The organism is Luteibacter sp. SG786 (assembly GCF_011759605.1).
Lineage (GTDB): Bacteria > Pseudomonadota > Gammaproteobacteria > Xanthomonadales > Rhodanobacteraceae > Luteibacter.
Genome location: NZ_JAAOYX010000003.1, coordinates 141,649 through 153,525, shown reverse-complemented (window position 1 = coordinate 153,525; position 11,877 = coordinate 141,649). Strand labels below are relative to the sequence as shown.

Annotated in this window: 10 protein-coding genes; 6 read left to right on the top strand and 4 right to left on the bottom strand. The window is 66.2% G+C overall.

The features are described 5' to 3' along the window. Nucleotides 1-73: 73 nt before the first annotated feature. The 5 genes from FHS47_RS16585 to FHS47_RS16565 all read left to right on the top strand — a co-directional run bounded on the left by FHS47_RS16585 (nt 74) and on the right by FHS47_RS16565 (nt 7,497). A complete protein-coding gene (locus FHS47_RS16585) occupies nt 74-1,048 on the top strand; it encodes a hypothetical protein (RefSeq protein WP_167030655.1) in 975 nt (324 codons plus the stop codon). A 32-nt stretch (nt 1,049-1,080) separates the two neighbouring features. Further along, a complete protein-coding gene (gene plsB, locus FHS47_RS16580; RefSeq protein WP_167032280.1) occupies nt 1,081-3,678 on the top strand; it encodes a glycerol-3-phosphate 1-O-acyltransferase PlsB in 2,598 nt (865 codons plus the stop codon). 58 nt (nt 3,679-3,736) lie between these two features. Next, complete coding sequence (gene ubiE, locus FHS47_RS16575) at nt 3,737-4,486, top strand: bifunctional demethylmenaquinone methyltransferase/2-methoxy-6-polyprenyl-1,4-benzoquinol methylase UbiE (protein ID WP_167030652.1); 750 nt, start codon at nt 3,737-3,739, stop codon at nt 4,484-4,486. A 67-nt stretch (nt 4,487-4,553) separates the two neighbouring features. After that, a complete protein-coding gene (locus FHS47_RS16570) occupies nt 4,554-6,404 on the top strand; it encodes a M1 family metallopeptidase (RefSeq protein ID WP_167030650.1) in 1,851 nt (616 codons plus the stop codon). A 94-nt stretch (nt 6,405-6,498) separates the two neighbouring features. Continuing rightward, nucleotides 6,499-7,497 (top strand): alpha/beta fold hydrolase, encoded by a 999-nt coding sequence (locus tag FHS47_RS16565; protein ID WP_167030647.1) that lies wholly within the window; start codon nt 6,499-6,501, stop codon nt 7,495-7,497. 156 nt (nt 7,498-7,653) lie between these two features. On the opposite strand, the gene FHS47_RS16560 is transcribed toward FHS47_RS16565, so the two are convergent. The 4 genes from FHS47_RS16560 to ttcA all read right to left on the bottom strand — a co-directional run bounded on the left by FHS47_RS16560 (nt 7,654) and on the right by ttcA (nt 11,570). After that, nucleotides 7,654-8,421, bottom strand: coding sequence for a YgjP-like metallopeptidase domain-containing protein (locus tag FHS47_RS16560; RefSeq protein WP_167030644.1), 768 nt, complete (start codon nt 8,419-8,421; stop codon nt 7,654-7,656). Between the two features lie 71 nt (nt 8,422-8,492). Next, entirely contained in the window at nt 8,493-9,401 is a 909-nt protein-coding gene (locus tag FHS47_RS16555; RefSeq protein WP_167030641.1) for a recombination-associated protein RdgC, read from the bottom strand. A 77-nt stretch (nt 9,402-9,478) separates the two neighbouring features. After that, nucleotides 9,479-10,666 (bottom strand): amino acid aminotransferase, encoded by a 1,188-nt coding sequence (locus tag FHS47_RS16550; protein ID WP_167030638.1) that lies wholly within the window; start codon nt 10,664-10,666, stop codon nt 9,479-9,481. A gap of 31 nt (nt 10,667-10,697) precedes the next feature. Continuing rightward, nucleotides 10,698-11,570, bottom strand: coding sequence for a tRNA 2-thiocytidine(32) synthetase TtcA (gene ttcA / locus FHS47_RS16545; RefSeq protein WP_167030635.1), 873 nt, complete (start codon nt 11,568-11,570; stop codon nt 10,698-10,700). Nucleotides 11,571-11,669: 99 nt separating this feature from the next. On the opposite strand from ttcA, the gene FHS47_RS16540 reads away from it, so the two are divergent. Then, a complete protein-coding gene (locus FHS47_RS16540; RefSeq protein ID WP_167030632.1) occupies nt 11,670-11,876 on the top strand; it encodes a DUF465 domain-containing protein in 207 nt (68 codons plus the stop codon). The last annotated feature ends 1 nt before the right edge of the window (nt 11,877 follow it).

Genomic DNA, 11,877 nt, shown 5'->3' with positions numbered 1-11,877 from the left:
GGAACTCGGGTACCTGGGCTACCCGCCCGTGTATCCTCCACCTCCCCCAAGCCCATCGCGCCGCCCGAACCCCATGCGCCGCCATCGTTCCATCCTTCGTATCGCCCTCGTCCTGCTCGTCGTGCTCCTGGCTGCCTGCAACAAGCAGAAAGAAGCGCCCGGCACGCCGGGCGGCGGATCCCCCGAGGACGCCACCCGCGAATCGCTGGCGCTGTTGCGCGACGGCAAATTCGACCTCTTCTGGAAGCACGCCCTGCCGCCCGCGGATTTCGCCGCCTTCAGGGCCGACTGGCCGCGCCTCAACGCCGTTCAGACGTCGGTGGAGCCGGACGACAAGGCGAAGTTCGAGGCAGGCGTGAAGCGCCTCACCGAGCCGGATGCGGAAAAGAAGCTCTTCGCGCAATTGCGGCCCACGCTCGTCCGCTTCGAGCGCGACTACAAAGACCAGATGCCGCTCGTCGCGGGCATCGGACAGTCGATGGCACTCACGGCGATCGACCAGGCGAAAGACCTCACGCTGTCGCAGAAGCGGCAGCTGCGCGAAGCGGTGAACGTGGTCGGCCCCTGGGCCCAGACGGTGCCCTGGGGCGATCAGGCAAAGGCCAAGGAGGCCATCGCCATCGTCGTGGACACCGCCAGAAAAGCGGGGCTCTCCACGCCGGAAGCCTTGCATGCCATGAATTTCGAGCAATCCATGGCCACCTGGTCCACGGCATGGCTCGGTTTCAAGCGACTGCTCGACGTTTACGGGCTCTCCGTCGACAAGAGCTTCGACTCCGTGAGCATCGACACGATCGAGAGCAGCGACGGATCGGCCCACGTGAAGATCACCTACACGTTGCTGGACAAGCCCATCCAGACCGACGCGACCCTGGTCCTGCTGGACGGGCGCTGGTATGACAGCGATCTGCTCCAGCGCGTACGGGACGAACATGCCAGGCTGGCGCCCCCGGCGCCCGCCTCCAGCGTGCCTGCGCCGTCGGGCACCGCGTCCGCGCCGGGCTCGCCGATGTCGGGCGCACCGGTCGCGGACGCCAAGGGCCGCTGAAGCCTTACAATCCCGGGATGTCCGAAATGCAGATGAGTGCGGATCCGCACGTCCACGTCGCCCGTTCGCCCTGGTGGTTCAAGCTGCTGGGTCGCATGCTCGAACCCTGGGTGCGCATCAAGCGCGATCCCGCCGAACCCGCTGGCCTCCTCGGCAGCGGTGCGGCCGTCTGCTATGCCATCGAGCGCGACGGCACCTCCGACGCGCTGATCCTGGAGCGCGCCTGCCGCGAGGCGGGCCTGCCCAGCCCGATGCAGTTGCTCGACCTGCCGGGCCGCCGCCGGCGCTCGGTATTTTCCCTGAGCCGCCGCCATGGCTGGCTGTTCGGCCGAACCGACGCGCGTGGTCCGCGCGAGCCCATCGGCCAGCTCATCCGCGCCATCGAGGACGATCCGTCGCGCGACATCCAGATCGTGCCGGTGTCGATCTACGTCGGCCGCGCACCCAATCGCGAAAGCGGCTGGTTCAGCGTGCTGTTCGCGGAGAACTGGCTGGTCGTGGGCCGCTTCCGGCGCATGCTCGCCCTGCTGCTCAACGGGCGCGACACCGTCGTGCACTTCTCGGCGCCGGTGTCGCTGCGCAGCGTGCTCGCGGAATCGCGCAACCTCACGCCGGAGCGCCTCACGCGGAAGATCGCACGCGTCCTGCGCACGCACTTCCGCCGCATCCGCGCCGCGGTGATCGGCCCCGACCTCTCGCATCGCCGCACCGTGGTAGACGCCGTGCTGAACACACAGCCGGTGCGCGACGCCATCGCCGCCACGGCGAGCAAGGAGAACATCACCCTTGCGAAAGCGCAGCGGCGCGCGCGCGATTTCGCGCTGGAGATCGCCGCGGACTATTCGCATCCGGTCGTGCGGTCCACGTCGTTCCTGTTGTCGAATTTCTGGAACAAGCTCTACGACGGTATCGCCATGCACCACTTCGACAAGGCCCGCGCGGCGGCGCCCGGGCATGAAGTGGTGTACGTACCCTGCCACCGCAGCCACACGGACTACCTGCTGCTGTCGTACCAGTTGCACCATTCCGGCGTGGTGCCGCCGCATATCGCGGCGGGCGTGAACCTGAACCTCCCCGTGGTGGGCCCGATCCTCCGCCGGGGCGGCGCCTTCTTCCTGCGCCGCAGCTTCAAGGGCAATGCGCTGTATTCCGTCGTGTTCAACGAATACCTCGCGCAGCTCGTGGATCGCGGCGTGCCGCTGGAATACTTCATCGAGGGCGGCCGGTCGCGCACCGGCCGGCTGCTGGCGCCGCGCGCCGGCATGCTGGCGATGACCGTGCGCGCCTTCCTGCGCGCGCCGCGCCGTCCCGTGCTGTTCCAGCCCGTGTACATCGGCTACGAAAAGCTGATGGAAGGCAAGTCGTACATCGGCGAACTCTCCGGCAAACCCAAGGAAAAGGAATCCCTGCTCGGACTCCTGCGCGGGCTCAAGGTGCTGCGCCAGCGCTATGGCCACGTCACGCTCAACTTCGGCGAACCCATCCTGCTCACCCCCCTGCTCGACGAAGCGGCACCCGATTGGCGTGCGACAACCGCCGACCCCGACGTGAAGCCGGAATGGATGAGCAGCGTGGTGGACGATCTGGCCGAACGCATCCAGGTGAATATCAACCGCGCGGCAGACGTGAACCCGATCAACCTGCTCGCGCTCGCACTGCTGGCCACACCCAAGCACGCCATGGCCGAGAACGACCTTCTCGCCCAGCTCGAACTCAGCAAGGCCCTGTTGCAGGAACTGCCTTATTCCGACCGGGTCACCCTCACCCCGATGAACCCGCAGGGCATCGTGGCCTACGGCGAGCAGATGGGCTGGATCCGGCGCGTGCGCCACCCCCTTGGCGACGTGCTGGTCGCCGAGGGCGAACAAGCCGTGCTGCTCTCCTATTTCCGTAACAACGTGCTGCACCTGAACGCCGCGGCGGCCTGGGTGGCCGCCTGCTTCCTCAACAACCGGCGCATGTCGCGATCCTCGGTGATGCGTCTGGGCCGCATCATCTATCCGTTCATCCGGGGCGAGCTGTTCCTGCCATGGGACGAAGACGGCTTCGCCGCGCAGGTGCAGGAAACCATCGAGTTCTTCGTCCGCCGCGGTATCCTCGAAGCCAGCGGCGAGGGCCGGGTGCTCGAGCGCGGCCCCGGGCAGGACGACGGTGCGTACCAGCTGAGGGTGATCGCGCGCAGCATGCTGCAAGCCTTCGAGCGCTACTACATCGCCATCGCGGCGCTGGTGAAGAACGGTCCGCACACGATGAGCGCCGGCGAACTGGAAACGGCGTGCACGCTCACGGCGCAGCGCTTGAGCCTGCTCAACGAACTGTCGGCACCGGAGTTCTTCGACAAGGCGCTTTTCCGCGGCTTCATCCAGAAGCTGCGCGAAGCGAAAGTCGTGTGGACCGACCCCGACGGCAAGCTGGATTTCAGCGAGACACTGGAAGACATGGTTCGGGACGCACGCGTGATCCTCGCTCGCGAAGTGCGCCATTCGATCCTCAAGATCACGCCCGGCGGCGACAACGACCGCGACCTCGATGCAAGGCCGCCGGTCGATCCGGACGATGGCTCCGCCGGCGAGTCGCTACACGACCGACACGTGGCCAACGAACGCGAAAGGCACGACAGGCACCACTGATCCCCTGCAGGCACGCCTCCGCCCGACACCACAGACCCAACGCGAGTACCATCCCCGCATGGACAACGAGAAAATCACGCATTTCGGCTTCCGCGACGTTCCGGTGGCCGACAAGCAGAAGCTGGTCGGCCAGGTGTTCACGTCGGTGGCTCGCAACTACGACCTGATGAACGACCTCATGTCGTTCGGCATCCATCGGTTGTGGAAGCGTCATTTCGTGGCCGTCAGCGGCGTTCGCCGTGGCGATCGCGTCCTCGACCTGGCCGGCGGCACGGGCGACATCGCCGCCCTGCTGAAGCCGGTAGTGGGCGACGAGGGCGAAGTGGTGGTCGGTGACATCAACGCGGCCATGCTGGGCGTGGGGCGCGACCGCCTCACGGACCGCGGGCTCGTTTCCGGCTTGCGCTGGGCGCAGATGAACGCAGAAGCCCTGCCCTTCCCGGACAACAGTTTCGACGCCGTCACCATCGCCTTCGGCCTGCGCAACGTCACGGACAAGGACAAGGCGCTCGCGGACATGCATCGCATCCTGAAGCCCGGCGGCCGCGCGCTCGTGCTGGAATTCTCGAAGGTGCAAAGCCCCGTGCTGTCGAAGCTCTACGACGTGCATTCGTTCAAGATCCTGCCGCGCCTCGGCCGCCTGTTCGCCAACGATGCCGACAGCTACCAGTACCTCGCCGAATCCATCCGCAAGCACCCGGACCAGGAGACGCTGAAGGGGATGATGCTGGGCGCGGGCTTCGGGCACGTGGAAGTGCGCAACCTGAGCAACGGCATCGTGGCCATCCACCGCGCCTACAAGTTGTAAGCCTCCGAGGCCTGCGCGTCGGCGCGGTGGCATACTGGGGGTCTTCCTCAACCGGATGATCCCAGCGATGCGTCTGCTTCCCGTCCTAGCCCTCACCATGGCGTTCCCCGTCGTGGCCCTCGCCGCCGACCCGCATTCCTACGCCCAGCCGGACGCCGTGCGCGTCACCCATCTGGACCTCGATCTCAAGCTCGACTTCGGCAAGCGCGAGCTGGCCGGCAACGCGACGCTGAAGCTCGACTGGAAGGACGCGAAGGCGAAGAATCTCGTGCTCGACACGCGCGACCTGAAAATCGCCGGGGTCGAGGCGGTCGATGCGTCCGGCAAGGGCACGCCGCTCAAGTTCGCGCTGGCCCCGCGCGACAAGGAGTTGGGTTCGAAGCTGACCATCGCCGCGCCGACGCATCCCGCGGCAGTACGGATCAACTACGCGACGGTGCCCGAAGCGTCCGGCCTGCAATGGCTCACGCCGGAGCAGACTGCCGACAAGAAGCAGCCCTTCATGTTTTCGCAGTCGGAATCCATCCACGCGCGCTCCTGGGTGCCGCTGCAGGATTCCCCCGCCATCCGCTTCACCTACGACGCGCACATCACCGCGCCGAAGGATGTACGCGTGGTCATGAGCGCCATCAACGACGCGAAGCACCCACTGGACGGCAACTTCTCCTTCGACCAGCCGCACCCGATTCCGTCCTATCTCCTCGCCATCGCGGCGGGCGACATCGCGGTGAAGGAAACGGGCCCGCGCAGCGCGGTGTATGCCGAACCCAGTATCGTCGGGAAGGCCGCACACGAATTCGAAGACACCGAAAAACTAATCGCCACCACCGAGAAGCTTTACGGGCCCTATGCCTGGGGCCGCTACGACATCCTGGTGCTGCCGCCGTCATTCCCCTTCGGCGGCATGGAAAACCCGAACATGACCTTCGCCACGCCGACGGTGCTGGTCGGGGACAAGAGCCTGGTCTCCCTGGTGTCGCACGAGCTGGCGCATTCGTGGTCGGGCAACCTGGTGACGAGCGCCGCATGGCGCGACATCTGGTTGAACGAGGGCTTCACCACCTACGTGCAGGGCCGCATCACCGAGGCCGTGTACGGCAAGGCGCTTGCCGACGAAGAAGCCCTGCTTTCGGCCCGAGCCCTGCAGAAGAGCATCGGCCACATGCCCGAGAACGTGCAGAAGCTCACGCCCGACCCGCGGGGCATCGGCGCGGACGACGCGCTTTCCAGCGTCGCCTACGACAAGGGGTCATGGTTCCTGCGCACGTTGGAACAGCGCTTCGGGCGTGAGACCTTCGACGCCTACCTGAAGGGCTATTTCGCGCACTTCGCCTTCCAGAGCATCGATACCGACACGATGTTCGCGTACATGAAGGCCAACCTGCTCGACAAGTATCCGGGCAAGATGAGCGAAGCCGAAGCCCGCGCCTGGATCTGGCAGCCCGGCATTCCGAAGGACGCCCCGCTGCCGTCGTCGCCGCGCTTCGATGCCATCGACCGCGAACGCACCGACTTCCTGTCCGGCAAGCTCGCCGCCGACAAACTCGACGCGAAGGGCTGGAACACGCAGGAATGGATGTATTTCCTCGACCGCCTGCCCGACGTGACCCCGCTGGCGAAGATCAAGGAAATCGACGCCGCATGGCACCTCACCGGCACGCCCAACGCCGAGATCGGCATGCGCTGGTACGCGCACGCCATTGCCGCCGGCGACAAGGACGTGTGGACGGCCGCTGCCGAACACATGACGCGCATCGGGCGCCTGTACCTCACCACGCCCGTCTACCGCGCCTTCGCCCGCACGCCGGAAGGCCTTGCCTTCGCCAAGCAAACCTATGCCAAGGCGAAAAGCGGCTACCACCCGATGACCCAGCAGGCCGTGGAGCGCATCCTCGCCGGCAAGGATCGGCAGCACTAACGCAAGATTTCGCGCCGCCCGCGAGGGCTCGCACTTGCATCCTCCAGCGACGCCCCGCATCTTGCGGGGCGTCCTTACGTTCCGGGTTCCCTTCATGGCCAAGATTCCCCCCCTCGCCACCGCCGACAACCGACCGCTCTGGCAGCGTCTGCTGCTACGCCGGCTGAAGTTCCTGGTCGTCGTGGCCGTGGTGCTCGGTCTGGGCGCAGGCATGGTCTATGTTTTCGCACCGGGCCTGCTGCTGAAGGCGGATGCGGCACGGCAGGCGATGTCCGCACACCTGGAAAAAAAGAGTGTCGTCGCAGGCGACACCACCTGGTCGTACTACGAGGGCGGCGAAGGCCCCACCATCGTGCTGCTGCACGGATTCGCGGTGAACAAGGACGTCTGGCTCGAGATGGCCAAGGGACTCACCGATCATTTCCATGTCGTGATTCCCGACCTGCCCGGCTGGGGCGATTCGTCGCGCATCGACGGCGGCGATTACGGCATCGACGCGCAGGCCGACCGCCTCGAACCATTCGCCGCGGCGATCGGGGCGCAGCGCTTCCTGCTCGTGGGTCATTCCATGGGGGGCGCCATCGCAGGCGTCTACGCGCAGAAGCATCCGGAGCGCGTCGCCAGCCTGGTACTGATGAGTTCGCTCGGACTCACGTTCAAGGAAAACGACTTCGCCCGCGAGGTGAAGGCCGGAGACGATCCGTTCATCTATCACGACCGCGCGGGACTGGAAGCCCTGCTCGCACGCCTTTTCGTCAAACCGCCGCAACTCCCGGGCCGTGTCGAGGACGCGCTGATCGCGCGCAACGAGAAAGACCACGCGTTCATCGAGCGCACGTTCAACGAACTGAAGCAGCCGGCGCAGGCGTTCTCGCTCGACCCGGTGATCGGCAAGCTCCCCATGCCGGTGCTCGGGCTGTGGTGCCATGACGACAAGATCATCGATGTGTCCGCGCTCGACACGCTACGCGCGGGGCTGACGAGTTCACCGTCGATCGGCGCCACGGTCATGAACGGCTGCAACCACATGCCGATGCTCGAAAAGCCGGTGGAAACCGCGCGCATTCTTACGGGGTTTGCGCTGGCGCATTGAGCATTGCGGCTCGGTCTACCGAGCCGACCTCTCGTAGGAGCGCGCCCTGCGCGCGACAACTCTTCGCGAAACGCCGAAGGTCCTGTCGCTTTCGGCTTCAAAAGCTGTCGCGCGCAAGGCGCGCTCCTACAAGCTTGCCTTGGCCGCGCCGATGGCTCAGTCAGCCACGTCGGCGATCAGGCGATCCAGCTGCCGCTTCAAGGCGCTGCCGTTCGCGCGCAGCCAGGCGCGCTGTTCCTTGTGGTCGGGGAATACGCTTTCCACCCAATGCCAGAAACGCGGCGAGTGGTTGCGCACCTTCAGATGACAGAGCTCGTGCACCAGCACGTAGCGCAGCGCCGCGGGCGGCGCGAGGGCCAGGGCCAGGTCGAGATTGATCCTGTCACGCGTATCCAGACTGCCCCACAAGCTCTTCAACGGCCGGATGCGCAACGCGGTGGGCGCCGCATTGATCTGCGGTATGTAAGCCGGCAGCCAGCGCGAGACATCGCGACGGATCTGTGCTTCGAAGTGAGTGGCAAGCAGCCCCCGTGCCACCAGTAGCGCCCGTGTGTGCGGACGGGGAATGCTGAGTACCAGGCTTCCCGGCTCGTGGTCCACGCGCGGATACGTGCCTTCCGCCCAGTCGAGAACGACGTCCTCGCCCCGGAACGGGAAGGTGGTGGGCACGCCGACACGCAAGGACGGCAGCGGCACGGCGTCGAGGTGGAACTCGCCCAGCTTCTGTTCCAGCCAACCGGCGTGGTGGCGCAGGAAGGCGGTCATCTGCGCCACGTGGGTGCCGTTCGGGTACGTGAGACGCGCCCCCTTGGGGGTGACCGTGAGGCGCAATCGACGGGCACGCGGGTGCGCCGCCTTCAGCACCCTTATGGTGCCGCCGGTGGGGGTTGCGAGTTCCAGCCAGTCGCCGTCTTCCGATGCCATGAGAGCGAGTCTCTTACCGATCCCGCGAACATCCCACCCACCCGTATCGCCGCCTGCGACACCCGGGCCGGTCACTCCGGCCGCGGGAGCTTGAACCATTCTTCCAGCTTGCCCAGGAGGCGCTCGTATTCCAGCGCCATGAGGGCGAAGTTGGCGTCCATCTCGGCGGCGGCGGACTCCGGGCTGTCGGCCTGTTCGTCCAGTACCACGTCGGTGAACTTGATTTTACGCAGGATGAGGTCTTCGCCAAGTACGAAGGAAATGCGGTCGTCGAACAACAAACCCAACTGGAACACTTGTTTGCCGGTACGCAGGTGCTCCCGAATCTCATCGGTGTCGAGATCCTGCCGACGGCAGCGCGCGATGGCGCCGGAGGCCGTGGCCGGGTCGCGCAGCTCGCATTCGTCGCCCAGCGACAAGCCAGCCGGAAGCTCCCCTGTGGCCACCCAGTGGGTCATGAGGATGCGGGGCGATTCCTCCGGCGCCAGCGGCACGGCGGGGAAACTGCCCAGGGCCTCGCGGATCTGGCTCAGGGTGTTTTCGGCCGACTTGCGGCTGGAGGTATCCAGTACCAGCCACCCGCTCTTCCGATCGGCGTAGGCCCGCATCCTCGAACTGCGCACGAAAGCCCGGGGCAGCAGCTCGTTCATCACGTCGTCCTTGATCTTCTTGCGTTCCCGGCCGCTCACCTTGCGGCCTTCCTCCTCGGCGATCTTCTGCACGCGATTGGCCAGTTCGTCGTTCACGACCGACGACGGCAGCAGCTTATCCTCGCTGCCCACCGTGACCATCGTGTTGCGGCCCACGACGTGGGTCAGGCCTTCCTCGTTGCGGCCCAGCGGCGAGACGAAACCGCGTGTGGACATTTCCATGGGCCCCACCGGGCGCAGGCGATGCTCGGGAAGCACCTCGTCGAGGCGCTCGAGGTCGGCGGCCACCGGCTCGGAAAAGCGGAACAGCGTCAGGTTGCGAAAGAACATGTATCGACGAATCTCATGCAAAGGAATGGCACCGGCGGTCGCGGAGCGGCCGCCGGCGTGACGATCGGTGAATCCGCTTACACGACGCGTGCGATGGCGTCGGCCACGCGGTCGAGGTTGCCCTCGTTCAGCGCCGCGACGCAGATGCGCCCCGTGCTCACGGCATAGATGCCGAACTCCGTGCGCAGCCGCTCTACCTGGGCGGCGCTGAGGCCGGAATAGGAGAACATGCCGCGCTGCCTTTCGATGAAGGCAAAATCGCCCACCTTCGACAGCCGTTCGGTCAGGCCACGGCGCATCGCGCGGATACGCTCGCGCATCTCGCCCAGTTCGGTTTCCCACGTGGCGCGCAGCTCATCGTGGTTCAGCACGGCGGACACCACGGCCGCGCCGTGCGTCGGCGGGTTGGAGTAATTCGTGCGGATCACGCGCTTCACCTGCGACTGCACGCGCAGCGCCTCATCGTGCGACGCCGTGACGATCGACAGGGCGCCCACGCGTTCGCCGTAAAGAGAGAACGACTTGGAAAAGGAACTTGCGACGAGGAAGGAAACGTCCGCCTCGGCGAACAGGCGTACCGCCGAGGCATCGGGTTCGATACCGTCGCCAAAACCCTGGTATGCGATGTCGAGGAACGGCACGAGGCCGCGCTCGCGCACGGTGGACACCACACGCTGCCAGTCGCCGGCTGTGAGGTCGACGCCGGTCGGGTTGTGGCAGCAGGCGTGCAGGACGACGATCGCGCCGGCCGGAAGTTTCGCGATGGCGGCGAGCATGCCTTCCACGTTCACGCCGTGGGTGGCCGCGTCGTAGTACGGGTATTCCACCACCTGGAAGCCGGCGCCTTCGAACAGCGCACGGTGGTTCTCCCAGCTGGGTGTGCTGATCGCGACCGGCACCGATGGATTCAGGCGCTTGAGGAAATCCGCGCCCACCTTCAGTGCGCCCGTGCCGCCCAGGGACTGCGCGGTCACGACGCGGCGGTCGGCCAGCAGCGGGGAACCGGCACCGAAAAGCAGCTTCTGCACGGCCTGGTCGTAGAGCGCGATGCCGTCGATGGGCAGGTAGCCACGCGGCAGCGCCGCGTCCACGCGCGCTTTCTCGGCTTGCCGCACGGCGCGCAGGAGCGGCACGTGGCCGTTCGCGTCGTAATACACGCCGACGCCCAGATTGACCTTGTCGGGGCGGGTATCGGCACCGAAGGCCTCGTTGAGGCCGAGGATCGGATCGCGCGGGGCGAGTTCGACGGAAGAGAACAGGGTCATGTCGTGGGCCTTGGAACGTATGAAAGGAAGGTCATTCGGTATCGCCGGCGGCGTCGCTACCCGCCAGCCAGGCATGGACGTCGGCACGCGGTGCGCCGTCGCGCGCCCCGAGCGCCGCGAAATCGAACAGATTGCGGTCGGTCAGCTGCGACGGCGCGATGTTGCCCATGGCGCGGAAGATCGTCTCGCTGCGCCCCGGGTGCGACTTTTCCCATTCGGCGAGCATGCGCTTGACGACCTTGCGCTGCATGTTCTCCTGCGACCCGCAAAGATTGCAGGGAATGATCGGGAACTGCCTCGACTCCGCATAGGCCGCGATGTCGTCCTCGCGGCAATACGCCAGCGGGCGGATCACCACGTGACGACCGTCGTCGGACAGCAGCTTGGGCGGCATCGCCTTCAGGCTGCCCTGGTAGAACATGTTCAGGAAGAACGTACCGAGAATGTCGTCGCGGTGGTGACCCAAGGCGATGCGGGTCACACCGTTCGCCGCAGCCCATTGGTAGAGCGCCCCCCGACGCATGCGCGAGCAAAGGCTGCACATCGTCTTGCCCTGGGGGATCACGCGGGTGACAACGCTGTAGGTGTCCTGCTCGATGATGTGAAACGGCACACCGCGCGCCGTGAGGTACTCCGGCAGCACGTGGGCGGGGAAATCCGGCTGCTTCTGGTCGAGGTTCACCGCCACCAGCTCGAAGCGCACGGGCGCCTTCGCCTGCAGCGACAGCAGCATGTCCAGCAACGTATAGGAGTCCTTTCCGCCGGAAAGGCACACCATCACCTTGTCCCCTTCCTCGATCATGCCGTAGTCGGCGATGGCCTGGCCGACCTGGCGGCGCAGGCGCTTGGCCAGCTTGCCGGCTTCGTAGGTCTGCTTGCGGGTCGGGTCTGGGATGGCGGACATGCTGCGATGGGAACCTGGGAGGGACCCCCATTGTAGCCGCTGCGGCCGGCCCCGCCTGGCGGTACAATCGCCCCTTCCTTCCTCCGCCGGCCCAATGCGATGCAGGTTCAGGATCCCGCACAGCTCGCCCAGCGCCTCGCCGAACTGAAGGTGGAGCACCGCGACCTCGACGCCGCCATCGACCACCTGGCGGCCGCCATCAGCCGGGACGAACTCCAGCTCACCCGCCTGAAGAAGCGCAAGCTGCTCCTGAAGGACACCATCGCCCGGATCGAAAGCCGCCTCATCCCCGACCTGGACGCCTGAG

Bases quoted from the DNA above. Each gene is read 5' to 3' on its own strand.
- FHS47_RS16585 (WP_167030655.1), top strand. From the start codon at position 74: ATGCGCCGCCATCGTTCCATCCTTCGTATCGCCCTCGTCCTGCTCGTC.
- plsB (WP_167032280.1), top strand. From the start codon at position 1,081: ATGAGTGCGGATCCGCACGTCCACGTCGCCCGTTCGCCCTGGTGGTTC.
- ubiE (WP_167030652.1), top strand. From the start codon at position 3,737: ATGGACAACGAGAAAATCACGCATTTCGGCTTCCGCGACGTTCCGGTG.
- FHS47_RS16570 (WP_167030650.1), top strand. From the start codon at position 4,554: ATGCGTCTGCTTCCCGTCCTAGCCCTCACCATGGCGTTCCCCGTCGTG.
- FHS47_RS16565 (WP_167030647.1), top strand. From the start codon at position 6,499: ATGGCCAAGATTCCCCCCCTCGCCACCGCCGACAACCGACCGCTCTGG.
- FHS47_RS16560 (WP_167030644.1), bottom strand. From the start codon at position 8,421: ATGGCATCGGAAGACGGCGACTGGCTGGAACTCGCAACCCCCACCGGC.
- FHS47_RS16555 (WP_167030641.1), bottom strand. From the start codon at position 9,401: ATGTTCTTTCGCAACCTGACGCTGTTCCGCTTTTCCGAGCCGGTGGCC.
- FHS47_RS16550 (WP_167030638.1), bottom strand. From the start codon at position 10,666: ATGACCCTGTTCTCTTCCGTCGAACTCGCCCCGCGCGATCCGATCCTC.
- ttcA (WP_167030635.1), bottom strand. From the start codon at position 11,570: ATGTCCGCCATCCCAGACCCGACCCGCAAGCAGACCTACGAAGCCGGC.
- FHS47_RS16540 (WP_167030632.1), top strand. From the start codon at position 11,670: ATGCAGGTTCAGGATCCCGCACAGCTCGCCCAGCGCCTCGCCGAACTG.